Genomic DNA, 18,599 nt, shown 5'->3' with positions numbered 1-18,599 from the left:
CTTACCCTCCGCCCAGGGGGACGAGCAGGCGGTACACATCGTCCGCGAGGAAAAAGAGGACGATGCAGCCGACCGCCGTGAACGAGAGCGCCGCGACGCAGAACGCCGGCGCCTCCTTGAAGCGCGGCGGGTCCGACCCGTCGGCGGGTTTCGAGAAGAACGCCCGGATGGGGATCGGGACGAGGTACGCGATGTTCAGCAGCGAACTGACCATGAGGACGGCGACGAAGAGGATCTGCCCGGCGTCGAGCGCCCCGAGTGCCAGGTACCACTTGCTCCAGCTCCCGCCGAGGGGCGGGACGCCGATGACGCTGAGGGCCCCGATGAGGAAGGCCGCCATCGTGATCGGCATCGCGCGGCCCAGCCCGCGCATGTCGCTGATCTCCGTCTTGTGCGCCGCGACGTAGATCGCGCCGGCGCAGAAGAAGAGGGTGATCTTGCCGAAGGCGTGCATGAGGATGTGCATGCTGCCGCCGACCACGCCCCAGGCGTTCGCGAGCGCCGCCCCGAGGACGATGTAGGAGAGCTGGCTCACCGTGGAATATGCGAGGCGCCGCTTGAGATTGTCCTGCGCCATGGCCACGAGCGAGCCCGCGATGACGGTGAAGCCGGCGGCGTACATGAGCCACACGCTGATCCCGGTCGCGCTCAGCAGGTCGAGACCGAAGATGTAGATGACGACCTTCATGATCGTGAACACGCCGGCCTTCACGACCGCGACCGCGTGCAGGAGCGCGCTCACGGGCGTCGGCGCGACCATGGCGGCGGGCAGCCAGCGATGGACCGGCATGAGGGCGGCCTTCCCCGTCCCGAACACGAAGAGCGCGAGCAGGACGAGGAGCACGCCGTCGCTCGCCTGGCCGGCCAGGATCCCCCCGACGCGGAAGTCGAGCGTGCCGGCGAGCACCCAGGTCCACGCGACCGCGAGGAGCAGAAACGCGACGGATGTGGTGACGAGGATGCCCAGATACGTGCGGGCGCCCTTCATCGCCTTCGGCGTCCCGTGGTGCGAGACGAGCGGGTAGGTCGAGAGCGTCAGCACCTCATAGAAGAGGAACAGCGTGAGCAGGTTGCCCGCGAGCGCCACGCCCATGGCGGCGCAAATGGAGACCGCGAAACAGACGTAGAACCGCGTCTGGTGCACCTCCGCGTGTCCCCGCATGTAGCCGATCGAGTACAGCGAAGTGACGATCCAGAGCCCGGCCGCGACCAGGGCGAAGAGCATCCCGAGGGGCTCCAGCCGGAGCACGAGGGAGAGGCCGCCGGGAAGCAGCCGCACCATGAGCACCCCGGGGGTCGCGCCGGCAAGGACGTGCGGCAGGAGCGACGCGACGAACCAGAAGAGCGCCGCGCCGGTGGCGAGCGTGACGGCTTCCCGGATGTTGGGCCAGCGGCCGAACAGGGCGATGAGCACGGCGCCGGCGAGCGGGATCGCCAGCGCCCAGTACAGCGGCACCATGCCGCTCACCGGAGCCCGCCGAGCACGGCCTCCGCCGCCTGCTCCGCCACGCCCGCCGAGTACGCCGTGTAGATGCCGAAAAAGACCGTCGCGCCGAGCAGCACCCACGTCGGGACCAGCATCGAAAGCGGCGCCTCGCGCGCCTCGCGCGCCCGCTCGCTCGGTTCGTGGAAGAAGGCGGTCTCGACCACGCGCCACACGTAGACGAGGGCCAGCAGCGAACTGAGGAGCAGGAGGACCGCGACGAGGACGCTGCCCTGCTCCAACGCCGCCTCGATGAGGTACCACTTGCTGATGAAGCCCGCCGTCGCCGGGACCCCGATGAGGCCGAGGCCACCGAGCGCCCACGCGGCCATCGTCCACGGCATCGCGCGTCCGATCCCGGCCATGTCATCGAGGTCGACGGAGTGCAGCCGCAGCATGATGCACCCCATGGCCATGAAGAGCCCGCCCTTGATGAGCGCGTGGTTGAACAGGTGGACGATGCCCCCGGTGAGCCCGGTCGCCGTCGCGAAGCTGATTCCCAGGACCATGTATCCGACCTGGGCCACCGACGAATAGGCGAGCATCCGCTTAATGTTGCGCTGAAAGATCGCGACCGTGGAGGCCACGAAGATCCCGGCCAGGGCGAGCGGCATGAGCGCGCGCCCCAGCCCGAGGTGCTCGAACGAGAATTCGAGCCCGAACACGCTGAACATGAAGCGCAGCAGGATGTAGACGGAGACCTTGGTCGAGGTCGCCGCGATAAAGGCGCTGACGACGGACGGCGCGTACGCGTAGGCGTTGGGCAGCCAGACGTGGAGCGGGAAGAGCGCCATCTTCAGGGCAATGCCCACGGTGAGGAAGCCGAAGGCGACGAGCGCCGTCCGCATGCCCTCGACGGCGGGCAGCCGGTCGGCCATGTCGACCATGTTCAGCGTCCCGGTCATCTGGTACATGAGACCGATGCCGATGAGGATGAACGTGGCCCCGATCGTACCCATGACCAGGTACTGGAACGCCGCGGGCAGCGCCTGCCTGCGCCCTCCGAGCGCGATCAGGGCGTACGAGGAGAGCGCCGCAATCTCGAGGAAGACGAAGACGTTGAAGAGGTCGCCGGTAATCGCGATTCCGAGCAGGCCGGTGAGGGAGAGCAGGTAGAGCGTGCAGAAGAGGTATTGCCGGCCGGCGGGAACCTCATCGATCAGACTGCGCGGCGCATAGGTCAGCACGAGCGCGCCGATTCCCGACACGAAGAGAAGCACGAAGGCGCCGAGGGCGTCGACGCGATACTCGATGCCCCACGGCGCGGCCCAGCCCCCCAGTTCGTAGGTGATGGCGCCGACCTCGAGCACCTCCTGGAGCAACGCGACGGAGACGCCGAACGCGGCCCAGCACACGATGATCGCGAAGGGCAGCACCAGGGAGCGCCGCCGCAGGATGATGCAGAGCGGCGCCGCCAGGAGCGGAATGACGACCTGCAGGACCGGCAGTTGATCTCCGACCGCCGAGGTCAGCCAGTTCATCGGGGGTCGTCCTGCGCGTAGATCTCGTCCTCCTCGATCGTCTCGTACGCTTCACGGATGCGGACGACGAGCGAGAGGGCGACGGAGGTCGTCGCGACGCCCACGACGATCGCGGTCAGGATGAGGACGCTGGGGAGCGGGTTGCTGTAGACCTCGAACCCCTCGGCCGTGATCGGTGCCGTGCCTCCGCTGACCTTTCCGACGGTGATGTAGAAGAGGAAGACCGAGACCTGGAAGATGTTGAGTCCGATGACCTTCTTGATGAGGTTCCCGCGCGAGATGACGATGTAGAACCCCGTCATCATCAGGAAGATGACGACCCAGTAGTTGTACAGTCCGAGCGCGGAGTCGAAGATGGACTCGATCACTGGCGCCCGCGTCCCGCGAAGGTCGAATAGATCGCGATGATCACCGCGGCGACCGTCACTCCGACGCCGAGTTCGACGACGAGGATCCCGTAGTGCTGTCCCGACGACGGATACGCCGGCGTCAGGACGCCGTACTCGAGGAAGTTGCCGCCCCGAAGCATCGTAAGAACGCCCGTGCCGGCGAAGATGAGCACGCCGACCGCGATCAGGATTTCGATCACTCGCTCCGGCGCCACGCGGCGCACGGCCGTGAGTCCGTAGATCAGCCCGTAGAGCACGAACCCGGCCGCGAAGATGACGCCGGCCTGGAACCCTCCGCCCGGTCCGTAGTCGCCGTGGAACTGGACGTACAGGGCGAAGAGGAGGACATACGGCAGCAGGAACTTGCTGACCACGCGCAGGATGGTGTGATCGGTCACGCGTCGTCCTCCCCGCCGTCCGCCGCGGGCCGGCGTTTGCGGCTTCCGCGGAGGAGAACGAGCACCGCGATGCCGGCGGTGAAGATGACGACCGTTTCTCCGAGCGTGTCGTAGCCGCGGTAGCTGCCAAGCACGGCGGTGACGACGTTCGGGATGTGGATGTCGTGGTCCGTCCGCTCGACGTACGAGGGCAGCGGATAGTTGCTGGCCGGGGCCTCGGGGTCGCCGAACCGCGGCATGTCCAGCGTGCCGTACACGAGCGCGACGCCCGTGATCGTCACCACGGCCAGCGGCAACACCGCGGGTCGCACCGGCCGCTTGGCCTTGCGCGTGGTGAGGGCCAGAGTGGCGAGCGCGAGAATCGTCGAGATCCCGGCGCCGACGGCGGCCTCGGTGAGGGCGACGTCGGGAGCATCCAGCAGGAGCATCCAGCCGGCGCCGAGGAAGCTGAAAATGCCCATCAACATCACGGCCGCGAACAGCCCGCGCATCCGCAGCACCGCGACCGCCGTCGCGCAGAGCAGCGTGAGGAGCAGCGCCGTCGCAACCTGGATCTCCAGGGCTACGGGATCGATCACGCCTCCTCCGCCTCGTCGACGTACGGTCGGAGTCCGGTCTCCAGCGCGGCATTGGCCAGTGCGTGCGTGGATGTCGGGCTCGTGATCCAGAGGAAGACGAGAATCGAAACCAGCTTGGCGGTCACGATCCACCCGGGCGACAGGAACATGAGCCCGGTGAGGATGAGCCCCGCTCCGAGCGTGTCCGTGATCCCGGCCCCGTGGATGCGGCAGAAGAAGTCGGGCAGGCGCACGACCCCGATCCCGCCGATGACGGCGAAGAGGGCGCCCGTCAGCATGAGCACGGCGCTCACGATCTCGAACGCGGACTCCGGCATCACGTCGCCTTCTCCCGGTCCGGGTCCGCGAAATTGCCGTACTTCGAGAATCTGAGCACCGCGATGACGCCGATGAAGTTGATGAGGGCGTAGACGAGTCCGAGGTCGAGAAAATCCGGCCGGCCCGTCACGAATCCGATGACCGCGATCAGCAGCACGGTCTTCGTCCCGAACATGTTCAGCGCGAGGATGCGGTCGAAGACCGTGGGACCCTTCGCGGCCCGGACGAGAGCGAGTCCCATCGTGACGATGATCGCGGCGACCACGGCGGCGAGGGTCATCCGCGCCCCTCGACCCGCGCCACCCGCCGGTCCATCTCGCCCGAGAGCACGCCTTCCGCCGCCTCGCGGGTGAGGGCGTGGACCGTGATGTGATCGCCTTCCGTGTCGACCGTCACGGTGCCGGGCGTGAGCGTGATCGAGTTCGCGTAGATGACCCGACCGATGTCCGTGCGCTGCCCGGCCCGCACCCGTATCACGCGGGGCTGGATCGGCAGCCCGGGGCTCACGATGCGCAGGGCTACGGCGACATTCGCCTTCACGATCTCGATCACCAGCCAGGGCAGATAGCGGACCAGCCCCAGCGGGAGCTGGATCGGTGCCCCCTCGTCATCGACAATCCTCATGCGGAGCGAGATGAAGACGACGAGCCCGATGGACACCGCCCCCAGACTTAGAATGACCGGGTTTTCGAAGTGCCCCGACCAGATGAGCCATACGGCCGCCAGGATGGCGACGAGGCCGACGGCGTACGTCACGGATTCGGGGTGGCGGGTCGAGCGGCTGGCGGCATGTCGGCGCCCGGACGTTGAGTGAAGGTTATCGGCCCGTGTAAACAAGTCGACCACAGAATGGCGAACCGGTCGCGCGGGCGCGAGAGGCTCCCGCCCGATCCCGTCCCGGCGATCGACGCCGGTCAGTCTACCACTGCGATTGCGCTCCGTCGACGATCTGCTGGACGAGGTTCTCCAGCGCGACGATCAACGCCTGGTCTTCGGTTTCCGCCCCGGGTTCATACTCGCCGGTCCCGGTCAGGCTCTGATTGCCCCAGATGATGAGGTTCTCGGCCACATCGAGGATCTCCACGGAAACGCTGACGGTGACGCGACGCTGGAAGACGTCCGCGCCCACGCCCCCGACCGCGTCGAAGTTGACCGCCTCATCGGCGTAGCGCCGGATCTGCGCCGTGATGACCGCGTCGGCTTCCTCCTCGGACGCGAGCCGCAGCCCCAGCCGCTGGCGCGCCGCCGTGAGGAGTTCGTCCATCAGCGACTCCGCGATGCCGAACTGAGTGCTCTCGTTCTCGATCGGGGCGACCCACACGGTGCGCATGTGGCTGGGCAGCCCGCCGCCGCCGGAGAAACCGTAGCACCCGGCCAGCACGGCGAGCATCGCGATCGCGGCCATCGCTCCGGCGCGGAATCGGCAGGACATAGTGTTCCTCGTCGTATGGCTGTGATTGAGCCGTCGCGCTCACCAGCTCCCAAAGGACCCCGCTCGAGTCCACGATGTCCCGATATCGGGCTTCCCTGGGCCAGCTGCGGTCGCTTCCCCACTCGAGTTCGATCCAGCGTTCGCGGCGGTCGGCTCGCCGCTCCTCGAGGCGGGTGAGCCGTCCCTCCTCAAGATAATAGCTCCGCGTCGCGCCTTCTTCGACCGCGAACTCGAGGACGCGGGAACCGGGGATCTCGAAGCCGGCGGCGGGAGGCATGTCGCCGGGGCGAAACACGCCCGCCATGGCGTACAGGAAGACGGTCGGGGGGAGTTCGACGCCCTCGATGTCGCCCGACGTGGCCAGAACCCCGTCGACGAGCGTGGCCTGGAGGCTTCCCTCCCCCGTCGAGAAGAGGTCGAGACGAAAGCGGTCGGGAGGATTCACCCGGGCCGCGCCGTCGCCGCGGAAGTTGCCGCTCTCGCCGGCGTATTCCCACCGGAAGACGACGTGCATCGGCTGCTCCGTGCCCGAGTCGGCGCGCGCGCGCCGCGCGATCTCTTCCGCATCCGGCATCGGGGCCCCGCGCTCGAAACCGCCGCCGCACGCGGTGAGGGGCACGATGAGGAGCAGCCGCAGGACGCGGCGCGCGGGCGCACGGCTCATGTGGCGGTCGGCGGGGCGGCGACGGCCGGCAGAGTCTGCAGTTGCCGCCTCACGGCCTCCGGAAAGCGGTGCGGACGGCCCCGCGCATCGGTGCACACGAGGGCCGTGCGGGCGCGGGCGAGCGTCGCGTCGTCGGAGGCGCGCGCGATCCGGTAGGCGAACACGACCTCGCGGCTGCGGACGCGTTCCACCCGGGTGTGGATGCGGATGAGTTCGTCGTACTCGACCGGGATCCGGTATTCGACCTCGACCCGGGACACCGGGAGCCAGAGGCCTCCGCGCTCGAGTTCCGCGTACGACACGCCGCGCTCGCGCATGAGCGTCGTGCGTCCGAGTTCGCACCAGACGAGGTAGTGGCGGTGGTGCGCACGCCCCATCTGGTCGGTCTCGGCATACCGTACGCGTACTTCCGTCGTTCCGACTCCGTTTGCGCCTTCCATGCCCGCAATATGCTCCCGCGACGCACCGGGTGTCGAACTTTCACCGTTTGACGTGCCGCGCCCGGCGCGCCGAGCTTCGGCCCCATGCCCGAACGCACCGTCGTCGTGTCCGACATCCACCTCGGGGCCGTCGCCGAGGAGAACGCGCGCGCGTTTCTTGCCTTCCTCGAGGAGGCGAAGCGCTGGGGCGACGAACTCCTGATCAACGGCGACCTGTTCGACTTCTGGTTCGAATACCGGCAGGTGATCCCGCGCGGGCAGCTCGACGTGCTCGCCCGCTTGCGGAACCTCGTGGAAGGCGGCATGCCGGTGCTGTTCATGGGCGGGAACCACGACGCGTGGGGGGGGAGCTTCCTCCGTGACGAGGTCGGGGTCGAAATCCTCGAAGAGCCGGCGCTGCGACGCATCGCCGGGCGGCGGGCGTACATCGCGCACGGCGATGGACTCGGCCCCGCGGACCGGGGTTACCGGGTCCTGCGCCGGGCCGCCCGCAGTCCGTTGGCACGCGGGCTCTTTCGCTGGGTCCACCCCGACCTCGGGGTCCCCCTCGCGCGGCTCGCCAGCGGTACACGGCGGGCGCAGGCGGGGGGGGCGAGGAGCGAGTCGCCCCGGGCGTCGCTCCTCGCGCGGCACGCGGTCGAGGTGCTGACCGCTCACGAGGATGTGGACCTCGTCGTGTTCGGACACTCGCACCGGCCGGAGGTCACCGAACTCGCACCGGGGAGGTTCTACCTCAACTCGGGTGACTGGCTCCATCACAACAGCTTCGCCGTCGTGACACCGGACGAGATCCGCCTCGAATCGTACCAGGGACCCGGCGCAGGCTGAGCTCTGCCTAGGGGAAATCGACCTTGAAGCCGAGGGCGATCCCGACAGACCCATCGGCGGGCGGGCCGATCGAGGGCTCGAAGTCCCAGAACTGCGTGGACACCCAGGCGTCAAGACCGCTCAGAAAGGCGAAGAATCCGGCGAGGACGATCCAGTTCTCCCGCTGCCCCGTGCGGTTGGATATCCGCTCTTCGTTCGGCGGCAACTCCTCCTTCGCCGCCGAGAGGCGCGCGTCCGACTTGAAGACCATGAACAGGAAGACGGACTCCGCGGCGAAGTAGAAGGCGCCGCGGGCCGGGCGCCCGACCTCCAGTTGTCCCCAGCCCGGAAGGATCAGGGAGCGGCCGAAGGCGCCAAGCGGGGAGATGGGCGGGCGCCGGACCCCCGTCGTGTCGGCGGCGGGGCTCGATTCCGCCGCGGCGGAATCGGGTGCGGCCGCGGGAGGCGGAGGATCCTGCCCGCACAGCGGCGAGGGGTCCAGGCCCTGGCCGGTCAGAAGGGCCGCGAGGACGAAAATGGCGGGAACGTGTGGGAATCGAACCCACCCGGGACGCGCGAACGCCCCGTAACGGTTTTGAAGACCGCAGGCGACACCAGTCACCATCCGCTCCCGGTCATCCGCATCGTTCGTCGTTCCGGTCCGACCGATCTCACCCCGATCGGGCGCGCCCGATCACCTCGATCTCGACCCGGGCCCCCAGGGGCAGCGCACCCACGGCGACCGTCGAGCGCGCGGGAAACGGGGGCTCGAAATGGCGGGCGTAGACCTCGTTCACGGCACCGAAATCGCCCATGTCCGCGAGGAAGATCGTCGTCTTCACGACATCTCCGAAGGCGAGCCCCGCCTCGTCCAGCACGGCCGCGAGGTTCGTCATCACGCGCTCCGCCTGGGATACGACGTCGGGCCCCACCAGCTCGCCGCTGGACGGAACCAGCCCCACCTGCCCTGCGGAGTAGAACAGCTCGCCGGCCCAGTACCCCTGGGAGTAGGGGCCGACGGCGGCGGGTGCATGGTCGGTGTGGACCGGTCCGGTCTGCATGCTCGAGGCTCCTTTCGGGGGCGGGCGACCGGCCGCCGCCACCGGGCAGGACGCGGCGTGCCCGTGGGTCGCCGTTGCCTTGCATCGGATCGGTGGGAGCCGGTAACCTCGCCCGTACGCCTCATCGCTGGAGGCGAGTCGTTGCGTTCGAACGCGTTCTGGCGGTCGGGCGAACATACTTCGATCCCCCGGAGAGCGCCAAAGATCGTGCCCAACGGCTCGGCTCGCCGTTCCGCCGCAAGACTCGCCCGCGATGCCGCACTCCGCATGGCCTTCGCGGTCGAGGCGTACTTCAGGCTTCTCGTGCGCGTGGCGAGGGCCTGTTTGAGTCGGCCCTTCTATCGCGGCGACCTCGTGCAGCAGATGGACACGATCGGGGTCGCCTCGATCTTCATCGTCATGCTGACGGGCCTCTTCACGGGGATGGTGCTCGCTCTCCAGGCCGCCGTGGAGATGGAACGTTTCGGGGCGACGGTCTACATCGGCCGACTGGTGGGGGCGAGCACGATCCGCGAACTCGGACCCGTCCTCACGGCGCTCATCGTCACCGGCCGCGCGGGGGCCGGCATGGCTGCGGCCCTGGGCGCGATGCGGGTCACGGAGCAGGTCGACGCGCTCCGGACGATGGGTGTGGACCCGATCCGGAAACTGGTGGTGCCGCGTTTCCTGGCCGCCCTCGTGATGCTCCCCGTGGTCACGATCATCGGCGATGCCATCGCCATCCTGGGCGGGCTCCTCATCGCCGTGCTGACGCTGGACTTCACGGCCGAGCTGTACATCAACTCCGTGTGGGAAACCCTCGCGCAGACCGGCTTCGTGTTCACGGTCGTCCCCATCGACCTGATTCAGGGACTGGGCAAGCCCTTCGCGTTCGGCGGGATCATCGCGCTCACGAGCTGTTTCCACGGTCTCAGGGCGGAGGGCGGTACGGAGGGGGTCGGGCGCGCGACGACGCGGGCCGTCGTGACGTCCTCCATTCTCATCCTCGCCGTGGATTACTTCCTCACCCAGATCCTGCTCGCCATCTTCCAATGGTGAGCGAGGATCCGACGTGAGCGACCGCACGCCCGCCGGCGGGCCGGAGCCGGGAAGCGAGGCCTTCGAGGCGGAGTTGCGCGACGAGATTCGCCGCGAGCTGGAGACCCACGGAGGCGGATCCGCGCAGCCCGAGATCGTCGAACTGCGGGACGTGTGGCTCTCGTTCGGAGATCACGAGGTGCTGCGGGGCGTCTCGCTGGGCGTCGCGCGGGGCGGAACGCTCTGCATCCTCGGCGGGTCGGGGGTCGGGAAGTCGACGATCCTGCGCCTCATGCTCCGGCTCCTCCTCCCGGACCGCGGCGAGGTACTCATCGAGGGACGCGACATCAGCGCCGTTTCGCGTCCGGAGGCCCTGGCGCTGCGAGAACGGATGGGAATGGTGTTCCAGGGATCGGCTCTCTTCGATTCCCTGAACGTGTTCGACAACGTGGCCTTTCCGCTCTACGAGCATACGAAGCTGGGAGATGACGAAGTCCGGGACCGCGTGGAGGAGGTGCTGTCCTTCGTGGACCTCGACCCGACGATGGTTCTCCCGCTGCTTCCGTCCGCACTGTCCGGAGGTATGCGCAAGCGCGTCGCCATCGCGAGGGCGATCGTGCACCGCCCCCCCATCCTCCTGTTCGACGAACCGACGAGCGGGCTCGATCCGATCACGACGCGGAGGATCGATGAACTGATCCTGAAGCTGCGGCGGGAGCTTCATGTCTGCGTGGTCGTCGTGACCCACGATGTGCGGTCCGCGGCGAGAATCGCGACCGAGACCGCGCTCCTGAAGGACGGGAAGATTATCTTCAGCGGAACTCCGGAGGAGATGCACGCGACGGAAGACCGCTATGTTCGGGCTTTCCGGGGCTAAGCACGGACCGCCAACCGGTCAGACAGGGGGCACAGGGATACGATGCGACGGTCGGAACCGATCACCTGGGACCAGATGCGCGTGGGGTTCGTCCTCATCGTCTCTCTCGTCCTGCTCGCGCTGTGCGTGCTGTTCGTGGGCCGGATCGGGGACGTGTTCGGCGAGCGCTATCAGCTTGTCGCGCTGATGGAATCCGCGTCGGGGCTCCGCCCCGGAGCCCCCGTCCAGGTGGCCGGGCGAGGCGTCGGCCAGGTTGAGCGCGTGGAATTCATCGCACCGGAGGAGCGCGGTGACTCGGAGGCGGCGGTCGCGGTCTGGCTCGGAGTCAACGTGGATGTCCGCGAGCAGATCCGGCGCGGCTCGCGAGCCCGCGTGCGGACGCAGGGACTGCTCGGCGACCGTCTCATCGACATCGAACCGGGATCTCCCGACTCGGCGGTCCTCGTTCCGGGAGACACCATCGGAACGGCGCCCGCGCTGAGCTACGACGAACTCCTCGGGCAGGCGGCCGACGCCGTCCTCGGTCTCACGCAGCTCTCGAACGATCTTTCCGCGACGCTGGAGCGCGTCTCGAGCGGCGAGGGTTCGCTTGGACGCCTCCTTGTCGACGAAGCGCTCTACGACGGCCTCGTCGACCTCAACGAGAACCTCGCGGCCGTGCTGGGACCGATCGCGGACGGGGAGGGCTCGCTGGCCCGCCTGCTCGAGGATCCGGAGTTGTACGACCGCCTCGTGTCCTCCACCGCCCGCTTCGACACGGTGACGGCGGCGCTGGCGGCCGGCGAAGGGACGCTCGGGCGGATGCTGGCGTCGGACTCCCTGTATCGGGCGATCGCATCGTCCGCGACCCGGGCCAACACCATCCTTGGTCTTATCGAGGACGGCGAAGGGGCGGTTGGGCAGCTCATCGGCGACGAGACGCTGTACGAAGAGTTCCTCAAGGTCGTGGTGGACCTGAACGCGTTCCTCGCCGAAGTGCGGGCCGACCCCGGCAAGTTCATCCCGCCGATCCGGGTCTTCTAGCGGCCGGACGGAGGCTTCGGGCCGGCAGTGCTAGAGGTCGTGGAGCGTCTCGAAATCGACGACCTCGAACTCGCGCGCGCCGGCGGGGAGCCTCACGCTCACGAGTTCGCCCTTCCTTCTCCCGAGGAGCGCCCGGCCGATGGGCGATTCCATCGAGATGTCGTTGTTCTCGATGTCGACGTCGTCACCGATCGTGAGGTTGAAGGACTCGATCTCGTCGTCCTCCAGGTCGCGCACCGCAACTCTCGATCCGAACCCGACCCGGTCCGTCGGGATGTTCTCGATATCGAGTTCCCCGAGCTGCGACATTCGGCGCGCCAGGTAGTCGAGCCGCGCCCGCACGAAACCCTGCCGCTCCAGGGCGGCGGTGTACTCGGAGTTCTCCCGCAAATCGCCCTGGGCGACGGCCTTCTCGATCTCTTTCGGAAGGATGACGTTCAGCTCGTGGAGGAGCGTCTCCGCTTCGTCCCCGATCTTGCGCTGCAGTTCTTCGATCATCCGGAACCTCCTCGACCCGTTGACGGGCCGGCCGCAAAAAAAGCCGAGGCGCTCCCGGAAAGGGAGGCGCCCCGGGCGGAGCACTGCACCGATCGCAATAGTGGAGGCGGCGGGAATCGAACCCGCGTCCGCGAGCCCATCCGCCACGGCATCTACGTGCGTAGTCCGTGATCAGGTCTCATCCCGCGAGGGTTCACGAACAACCCCTTGCGAAACCAGCCGTGTACGCGGCTCTCGCCGTGCTCTCGTCACCCGCGGCTCACGGCGCGCCGGGGCGACCAGCCCGATTCATCGACGTCCGCCGGGAGGTCCTCGGGCCCGGATCTCTCGGGGACGGGCTACGCAGATTTACGCAGCCAGAGCCAAACCGTTGTTGGCACCTGAAGATTTCCCGGTGTTTAACGAGGCCCCGGGCACCTCGGCACGCTTCCGCGGCTTCCGGTTCACGCGTCGAAGCCGTGTCGCCCCCCCGAATACTCGCAAAGGCTACCCCACACGGTCGTTTATCCCGGCGTGCGGCGCAAGTTCCGGGAGCGGCCCCGGAGTTCTTTTGACAGCCGGAAACCGGCACGGGTATACTCGGAGTTTGCCGGGTCCGGCGGCGCCGGTTCCCGTTGATTCGATATGCGCCCCGCGTTCGCGGGGAGGAGACATAGATCCAAGTGCAGCTTCGAGAACTGTTCGTTCCGTCCGCCATCAAGCTCGACCTGGCGGCGGAGACGAAGGATGAGGCCCTGAAGGAACTTGTGTCGTGTATGGGTCTCGACGGAAAGTCTGAAGGAATCCTCTACAAGATGTTGAAGCGGCGGGAAAATCTCGGCTCGACCGGGATCGGCCGCGGCATCGCGATCCCCCACTGCCGTTCGCTCGTCGTGACCCGGTTGAGGGTTGCATTCGGCCGAAAGCTCTCGGGTCTCGACTTCAAGGCGATCGACGAAAAGCCCGTTCGGTACGTCTTCCTCATCGTCGCACCGCCGCTCGAGGTCTCGAATCAGTATCTCCCGGTGCTGGGGAAGATCGCGCAGTTCGGCAAGGAGGCCGACGTGCCGGAATTGCTCGCTGAAATCTCGAGTCCCGACCAGTTCATCGAGTTGCTCGATGCGAAGGGTCTCTAGTGGACCAGCAACTCGAACTCCTCCTTGAGATTCAGGACCTGCGGATGCAGCGTCGAGGTCTCTCGGACGGAACGCTGACGGACCTCGAGGCGGATGTCTTCGACGTGAAGATCGAAGACGCGATCCGATTGCTCGACGAGAAGGTCGAGGAACTGGCGCAGAGGCTGACGCGGGGGATCCAGGAGCGCTACCGCCGCATCGCCGACAAGGCGCCGCGCGTCGTCGCACCCGTCATCAACGGCATCTGCTACGGCTGCTTCGTGGCGGTTTCGACGGCTCGCGCCTCCGAGGCGGATCGGAATCTCCGCGTCGAATCGTGCGAGTACTGCGGCTGCTTCCTCTACCACGTCGGCTGAACCCGGACTGCCGGCAGCCACGGACTGCTAGTCGGCGGGGCGGGCGAGGACCCTCCCTTTCGCGGTTCGCCGCGTCACGCCCTCCCGGTCCAGGTACTCGAGGAGCGGGATCAGGTACTTCCGGGAGAGCCCGAACGTCTCCTTGAACCGCGCGGGAGGGACCGGCGCGGCATCGGCGAGAAGCTCTCGCACTCGCGCCTCCATCGTCTCCAGTGCCCCGACGGCGACGTGCAGCTCGGGCGTGACCGCCTTCGTCAGGCCGGACTCCTGCAACAGCCGGAGGAGGTCGTCGAGCACGGCGCGGTCCAGGCGCAGCTTCTTCCCCAACTCCGTGACGAGCGGTGGCTGCAGACCGGCGGCTTCTATCGTCCCGGCGAGTTGCGCGCGCCCCTCCTCCTCCTGCGCGGTGAGGCGGGGGGCATGGCCCGGAAGAGCCAGCCGCGGCCCGCTCTCAAGGAGGCCACGACCGGCGAGGAGGCGACGTACGGCGGTCTCCGCCAGTTCGAGGTCGCAGAACGGCGCCATCGCGGAGCGCACGGCCTCTTTCGACACGCCGGGGGCGCGGCGATCCGCGGCGTGGAGACGGGTCACGCTCTGCTCCACGGCTTCCATGGCCTCGGTCACGGCGTCGGCGGCGAACCAGCGGTCGCCGATGTGCACGCAGCCGGCCTCCTCCGCGGCCGTCTCGAGCGTGGGGGCGCGCCGGCCGAGGAGGATCGATGATGTCGCGACGGGAAGCCCGCGCAGGCCCTCCAGGGCGACGGCGGCGGCGATCGCTTCCGCCGGGGCGCCGTCGAGAATGCGCCGCCAGGCTCCCGTCCGCGCCGGCCAGTCGGGCGGCGGGTTCAGTTCCGCCACGCGGATCCCGCCGATCGTCGTCACCGGCGAATAAAAGCGGAGGATGGCCCGATCGCGGGTCCGGGCGAGGAGCGGCGCCTCGAGGGCCAGCACGGCCCAGGCGGTCGCTCCGGGCGCGACGGGCTGGCGATCGGCCGTCTGCAGTCGGGCCATGACCTCGCGGGTGCCGAGGTAGACCCTCAGGCGCTGTCCGTGCCGGAGGGGCCGGTCGCGGCTCCCGAGCGCCCGTACACGGACGCCGAGACGCTCGCTCGACCCCCACTCGGACGGATCCACCAGCACGCTGCCCCGCGCCACCGCAGCCGGCGCAACGCCGACGAGCGCGACGGCGCACCGGCGGCCGGCGGCGACGCGGCGACGCGGGTCTTCATGCACCTGGAGCGCGCGCACGCGGGCCGAGCCGCCCCCCGGGAAGATGCGCACGGTGTCGCCCACGCCGACGGATCCGCTCCATACCGTGCCGGTCACCACGGTACCCGTGCCCCGGATGGAGAAGGACCGGTCGACCGGGAGCCGAAAGCGGTCTTCGACGCTGCGCGCGCGGATTTCCGCGGTCGACCTGCGCAGCGCGGCTCGCAGCGGTTCGATCCCTTCGCCCGTCAGGGCGGAGACCGGTACGATCTCCCACGACGCCCGGGCGGGGTCTTCGTCCAGCAGTTCCCGGGTCGTTTCGCTCGCGAGTTCGAGCCAGTCCTCATCGACCCGGTCCCGCTTCGTGAGCGCGACGACCCCGCGCCGGACGTTCAGAAGACGCGCGATCGCGAGGTGCTCGTGCGTCTGAGGCATCGGGCCCTCGTCGGCCGCCACGACCAGGAGGAGGACATCGATGCCCGTGGCCCCGGCGAGCATGTTCTTGAGAAAATCCTCGTGTCCCGGGACGTCGACGACTCCCGTCTCCAGGCCGGGGTCGAGGTCGAGCCGCGCGAAGCCCAGGTCTATCGTGAGCCCCCGCTTTTGCTCCTCCAGCCAGCGATCCGTCTCGATCCCCGTCAACGCCCGCACGAGGGCGGTCTTGCCGTGATCCACGTGGCCAGCCGTCCCGATCACGATCCCGCGCCGATCGCTCGCGCCCTCGCTCACCGTGTCTTCACCGGTTCTTCACGGGCCGTTCAGTCCAGCCGACTCAGAAAAGGCAGAGACTTCAACTGCGCCCCCTCCGCCACGTGGTGCCGGATGAACTCGGCCAGCCAGCGGCCCTGGCGGCCGTTGGCGCGGCTCCGTTCCGCCGGCCCGCCGGACACGAGGATCCGAAGGGCATTGAGCTCCCCCGGATCAAGTTCGGGCCCTATCGGACCGCACGAGGCGCAGCGAAGCCCGCCGGCCTCGAAGTCGAAGCGCGCGCCCGCGGCTCCGATGGGATTCCGGCAACCGACGCAACGTTCGATCTCCGGGCGGAACCCCAGGGCGCTGACCACACCCCAGACGTACTCGAGGCCGCCGGCCGACGCCCTTTCCCGGACCCGGCGGTGGAGCCCGTCGAGACCCTTTGTCAGCGTGCGGTACAGCTCCGCATCGCTGTGCTCCGGGGCGAGGCGCATCACGAGTTCGCAGAGCACGGATGCGATCGTGAAGAGTTCGATCGAACGGTCGATGCCCCGCCGGTCGCGGAGGAGTTCGAAGTTGGAGAGGGTATGCAGGTCGCGTCCCTCCCGGCTGTAGAAGGTCGCCTCCCCCTCCACGAAAGGCTCCAGCAGGCCGCCGAAGCGGCTTCGAGGACGCAGCGCCCCGCGGGCGAGCGCTGAGCAGGGGCCGAGTTCCCACGTCATCAGGCGCAGGATCTTGCTGGTTTCGCTGTACCGGTACGTTTGGAGGACCACCGCCCGGGTCGTTACGAGTCCCACTCGGCGGACTGCCGGTCCCGGGCGCGGTCAGCTCGGGCGAAGCAGGATATCGGTCGTTCCCGCCCCGATCGGCACCTCGTGGATGAACTCGCCCTCGGCCGAAAGGAGAACGAGACGTCCCTGGCCCGCGGCCACGTAGGTGGCGCAGAGGATCTGGCCGTCAAGGAATCCGGCCGCGACCCGGCAGTTGAGGTTCGAGCCGTCCCGGTCGCGCGGCTGGATCGGGTTTTCCGGCCCGTTCATCCACGACCGAACCGCAAAGCTGAACGTCAGCACGTCCGTTTCCGCCGTGTCGACACCCTTCGTTCGCACGACATAGACGAGCCCGTCCCGCCCGGCCTCCATGGAGAGTCCGTTTCCGCCGAGGGCGTTCACGTCCTGCACGCTCCGGGCCGACATGTCGATCTCGACGAGATTCCCGTCCCCCAGCCCGGCGGAGGTCGCCGGATCGACTCCCCCGCCGGCCAGCAGGAGCATGTTGTCTTCGAGCACTATGGCTTCGGTGACCCCGACCGTGCCTTCCGGAAGCCTCAGCTCGTCGAAGTAGCTGCCGCTGATGAACTCGTGGAGGACGATGCGGGGCGGGCCGAGGGGTTCGCGTCCGCCGTCCGCGTCGTCGAGGTTGCCGTCGGCGGAGACGAGGAACTGCCCGGCCGGGATCACTCGCTCCACGAAGGTGCCCACCGCCTCGACGGCGATCTGCGCCATCGGAGTGCCCGGGAAGGCCACGTACACCTCGTCCAGCGCCCGGGCGGGAATGAGCGCGCCCACCGTACCGCCCGCATCGAAGATCACGGTGGGCTTACCGGGGTCCACGATGGCGTTGTTCGGAAAGACGGCCGTCGTCCGTTCGTCGGTGGAGAAGGAACCGAAGAGGACCTGGCTCCCCTCCGGAGCGTCCCACGCCGTCACCCAGAGATCCTGGATGAAATCCGCCGTCTCGCCCCTGAACCCCGCCCCAAGCTGAATGTCACGCCCGAAGGGGACGAGCGCGCCGCCGATCCGGTTGAACTGCTGCAGGGTCCCGGAGATGGAGTTGAGAACGGCGAATTCCGAGCGGTCGGGCGTGACGACGCCCGGGTTATCCGGCCCCGTCCCGTTCGAACCGCCACACCCGGCGACGATCGCCAGCGCCCCAATCCGTGTCCAGCTACGTCTCCGCATGATCCGCTCCTCTGATGCCCAACCCTGTGCGGCCCGCGACCGTTCGCCGACCGGGAGCCGCCGGCACCCCGGCGGTTCGGTGCTTCCCGGCAAGGTCCGCTCGCGGGTGGTGCACGGCAAGCGGACGCCGCTCCGCCCGTTCGGGTCCGGCGAGCTTCCGCCAGAACAACGTTTGGAGGACCTCCATCGGCGACGACGCGCCGCTCGCCGCCTCCCCGCCACGCACGGGAAACGGCTCCCCGTTGTAGCGTCGTTCAGGGCTCGAAGCGACCGAAGTCCTCCGGGTCAAGCCCCTTGAGGTAGTCGCTCAGCGGCTCTTCGGGGGCCCGGGAGGGCCCGGTTCCGGGAGGTGGCGCTTCCCCCTCGGCCACTCCGGTCTCGTCGATCTCGAACGCGCTCGCCTCGAGGAGGCTCTCCGCCGCATGAATCGGGACGCCGGCTCGCAGCGCCAGCGCGATGCTGTCGCTGGGACGGGCGTCGATGGAGATGAACTCGTCCTCTCGCCGGAACACGAGCGACGCGTAGTAGGTGTTGTCGACCACCTTCGTGATGAGTACGCGGACGAAGGTGCTGTCCAGCCCGCGCACCACGGCGTTGAAGAGATCGTGCGTGAGGGGACGCGTGAACTGGACTCCGGCGAGTTCCATCGCGATGGCCGAAGCTTCGCCGGGTCCGATCCAGATCGGGAGGAAGCGCTCGCCGTCCTTCTCCCTGAGAATGACGACGGGGGCACCCGTCGTCTTGTCGAGTCCAAGGCTGGCCACGGCGACCTCCAGCATCCCGGACTCCGTCATTCCGG

Annotated in this window: 23 protein-coding genes, 1 tRNA gene and 1 other RNA gene; 6 read left to right on the top strand and 19 right to left on the bottom strand. The window is 68.4% G+C overall.

Going from position 1 to position 18,599, the window contains the following annotated elements:
- Nucleotide 1 precedes the first annotated feature (1 nt).
- The 10 genes from RN743_RS13565 to RN743_RS13520 form a co-directional block, all read right to left on the bottom strand.
- A complete protein-coding gene (locus RN743_RS13565; RefSeq protein ID WP_343219033.1) occupies nucleotides 2-1,468 on the bottom strand; it encodes a monovalent cation/H+ antiporter subunit D family protein in 1,467 nt (488 codons plus the stop codon).
- Nucleotides 1,465-2,964, bottom strand: coding sequence for a monovalent cation/H+ antiporter subunit D family protein (locus RN743_RS13560; RefSeq protein WP_310780591.1), 1,500 nt, complete (start codon nucleotides 2,962-2,964; stop codon nucleotides 1,465-1,467). The genes RN743_RS13565 and RN743_RS13560 overlap by 4 nt, the downstream gene beginning before the upstream one ends.
- The gene (locus tag RN743_RS13555) at nucleotides 2,961-3,332 is read right to left on the bottom strand and encodes a cation:proton antiporter subunit C (RefSeq protein WP_310780590.1); all 372 of its coding nucleotides are present in this window, start codon (nucleotides 3,330-3,332) and stop codon (nucleotides 2,961-2,963) included. The genes RN743_RS13560 and RN743_RS13555 overlap by 4 nt, the downstream gene beginning before the upstream one ends.
- The gene (locus RN743_RS13550) at nucleotides 3,329-3,751 is read right to left on the bottom strand and encodes a Na(+)/H(+) antiporter subunit B (protein WP_310780589.1); all 423 of its coding nucleotides are present in this window, start codon (nucleotides 3,749-3,751) and stop codon (nucleotides 3,329-3,331) included. Before RN743_RS13550 ends, RN743_RS13555 begins: the two co-directional genes overlap by 4 nt.
- Entirely contained in the window at nucleotides 3,748-4,242 is a 495-nt protein-coding gene (locus RN743_RS13545) for a DUF4040 domain-containing protein (protein ID WP_343219041.1), read from the bottom strand. The genes RN743_RS13550 and RN743_RS13545 overlap by 4 nt, the downstream gene beginning before the upstream one ends.
- 83 nt (nucleotides 4,243-4,325) lie before the next feature.
- Nucleotides 4,326-4,646 carry a monovalent cation/H(+) antiporter subunit G gene (gene mnhG, locus RN743_RS13540; protein ID WP_310780587.1) on the bottom strand — a complete coding sequence of 107 codons (321 nt, stop codon included), beginning with the start codon at nucleotides 4,644-4,646 and terminating at the stop codon, nucleotides 4,326-4,328.
- A complete protein-coding gene (locus RN743_RS13535; RefSeq protein ID WP_310780586.1) occupies nucleotides 4,646-4,927 on the bottom strand; it encodes a monovalent cation/H+ antiporter complex subunit F in 282 nt (93 codons plus the stop codon). Before RN743_RS13535 ends, mnhG begins: the two co-directional genes overlap by 1 nt.
- Entirely contained in the window at nucleotides 4,924-5,403 is a 480-nt protein-coding gene (locus RN743_RS13530) for a Na+/H+ antiporter subunit E (RefSeq protein WP_310780585.1), read from the bottom strand. Before RN743_RS13530 ends, RN743_RS13535 begins: the two co-directional genes overlap by 4 nt.
- A 163-nt stretch (nucleotides 5,404-5,566) precedes the next feature.
- On the bottom strand, nucleotides 5,567-6,079 hold the full coding sequence (gene lptE / locus RN743_RS13525; RefSeq protein WP_310780584.1) for an LPS assembly lipoprotein LptE: 513 nt from the start codon (nucleotides 6,077-6,079) through the stop codon (nucleotides 5,567-5,569).
- Nucleotides 6,080-6,739: 660 nt separating this feature from the next.
- Nucleotides 6,740-7,183 carry a thioesterase family protein gene (locus RN743_RS13520; RefSeq protein ID WP_310780583.1) on the bottom strand — a complete coding sequence of 148 codons (444 nt, stop codon included), beginning with the start codon at nucleotides 7,181-7,183 and terminating at the stop codon, nucleotides 6,740-6,742.
- 84 nt (nucleotides 7,184-7,267) lie between these two features.
- Between RN743_RS13520 and RN743_RS13515 the strand changes: the two genes are divergently transcribed.
- Nucleotides 7,268-8,011: a UDP-2,3-diacylglucosamine diphosphatase gene (locus tag RN743_RS13515; protein WP_310780582.1), complete on the top strand. Its 744-nt coding sequence runs from the start codon at nucleotides 7,268-7,270 to the stop codon at nucleotides 8,009-8,011.
- A 7-nt stretch (nucleotides 8,012-8,018) separates the two neighbouring features.
- Here RN743_RS13515 and RN743_RS13510 read toward each other — a convergent pair whose 3' ends face one another.
- The 3 genes from RN743_RS13510 to RN743_RS13500 form a co-directional block, all read right to left on the bottom strand.
- A complete protein-coding gene (locus RN743_RS13510) occupies nucleotides 8,019-8,261 on the bottom strand; it encodes a hypothetical protein (RefSeq protein ID WP_310780581.1) in 243 nt (80 codons plus the stop codon).
- 266 nt (nucleotides 8,262-8,527) lie between these two features.
- A tRNA-Sec gene (locus RN743_RS13505) sits at nucleotides 8,528-8,623 on the bottom strand.
- A gap of 38 nt (nucleotides 8,624-8,661) precedes the next feature.
- Entirely contained in the window at nucleotides 8,662-9,051 is a 390-nt protein-coding gene (locus tag RN743_RS13500; protein ID WP_310780580.1) for a RidA family protein, read from the bottom strand.
- Nucleotides 9,052-9,258: 207 nt separating this feature from the next.
- Between RN743_RS13500 and RN743_RS13495 the strand changes: the two genes are divergently transcribed.
- From RN743_RS13495 to RN743_RS13485, 3 genes are read left to right on the top strand one after another with little or no spacing between them, the layout of a single operon-like run.
- Nucleotides 9,259-10,089 carry an ABC transporter permease gene (locus RN743_RS13495; RefSeq protein ID WP_310780579.1) on the top strand — a complete coding sequence of 277 codons (831 nt, stop codon included), beginning with the start codon at nucleotides 9,259-9,261 and terminating at the stop codon, nucleotides 10,087-10,089.
- A 13-nt stretch (nucleotides 10,090-10,102) separates the two neighbouring features.
- Nucleotides 10,103-10,945: an ATP-binding cassette domain-containing protein gene (locus tag RN743_RS13490; protein ID WP_310780578.1), complete on the top strand. Its 843-nt coding sequence runs from the start codon at nucleotides 10,103-10,105 to the stop codon at nucleotides 10,943-10,945.
- A 42-nt stretch (nucleotides 10,946-10,987) separates the two neighbouring features.
- Nucleotides 10,988-11,968: an MlaD family protein gene (locus RN743_RS13485; RefSeq protein WP_310780577.1), complete on the top strand. Its 981-nt coding sequence runs from the start codon at nucleotides 10,988-10,990 to the stop codon at nucleotides 11,966-11,968.
- A gap of 30 nt (nucleotides 11,969-11,998) precedes the next feature.
- On the opposite strand, the gene RN743_RS13480 is transcribed toward RN743_RS13485, so the two are convergent.
- On the bottom strand, nucleotides 11,999-12,466 hold the full coding sequence (locus RN743_RS13480; protein WP_310780576.1) for a GreA/GreB family elongation factor: 468 nt from the start codon (nucleotides 12,464-12,466) through the stop codon (nucleotides 11,999-12,001).
- A 98-nt stretch (nucleotides 12,467-12,564) separates the two neighbouring features.
- Nucleotides 12,565-12,935: a transfer-messenger RNA gene (gene ssrA / locus RN743_RS13475) on the bottom strand.
- 193 nt (nucleotides 12,936-13,128) lie between these two features.
- Between ssrA and RN743_RS13470 the strand changes: the two genes are divergently transcribed.
- A complete protein-coding gene (locus RN743_RS13470) occupies nucleotides 13,129-13,581 on the top strand; it encodes a PTS sugar transporter subunit IIA (RefSeq protein ID WP_310780575.1) in 453 nt (150 codons plus the stop codon).
- Complete coding sequence (locus RN743_RS13465) at nucleotides 13,581-13,937, top strand: hypothetical protein (protein WP_310780574.1); 357 nt, start codon at nucleotides 13,581-13,583, stop codon at nucleotides 13,935-13,937. The genes RN743_RS13470 and RN743_RS13465 overlap by 1 nt, the downstream gene beginning before the upstream one ends.
- A 27-nt stretch (nucleotides 13,938-13,964) precedes the next feature.
- Here RN743_RS13465 and selB read toward each other — a convergent pair whose 3' ends face one another.
- The 4 genes from selB to RN743_RS13445 form a co-directional block, all read right to left on the bottom strand.
- Nucleotides 13,965-15,875 carry a selenocysteine-specific translation elongation factor gene (selB, locus tag RN743_RS13460; RefSeq protein ID WP_310780573.1) on the bottom strand — a complete coding sequence of 637 codons (1,911 nt, stop codon included), beginning with the start codon at nucleotides 15,873-15,875 and terminating at the stop codon, nucleotides 13,965-13,967.
- Between the two features lie 29 nt (nucleotides 15,876-15,904).
- Nucleotides 15,905-16,636 carry a DNA repair protein RecO gene (gene recO / locus RN743_RS13455; protein ID WP_310780572.1) on the bottom strand — a complete coding sequence of 244 codons (732 nt, stop codon included), beginning with the start codon at nucleotides 16,634-16,636 and terminating at the stop codon, nucleotides 15,905-15,907.
- Between the two features lie 27 nt (nucleotides 16,637-16,663).
- Entirely contained in the window at nucleotides 16,664-17,800 is a 1,137-nt protein-coding gene (locus RN743_RS13450; protein WP_310780570.1) for a hypothetical protein, read from the bottom strand.
- Between the two features lie 254 nt (nucleotides 17,801-18,054).
- The gene (locus RN743_RS13445; RefSeq protein ID WP_310780568.1) at nucleotides 18,055-18,594 is read right to left on the bottom strand and encodes a bifunctional nuclease family protein; all 540 of its coding nucleotides are present in this window, start codon (nucleotides 18,592-18,594) and stop codon (nucleotides 18,055-18,057) included.
- Nucleotides 18,595-18,599: the final 5 nt, after the last annotated feature.

Origin of the sequence: Candidatus Palauibacter scopulicola, from assembly GCF_947581915.1 — a bacterium.
GTDB lineage: Bacteria > Gemmatimonadota > Gemmatimonadetes > Palauibacterales > Palauibacteraceae > Palauibacter > Palauibacter scopulicola.
This window is presented reverse-complemented; position numbering and strand designations above follow the sequence as displayed.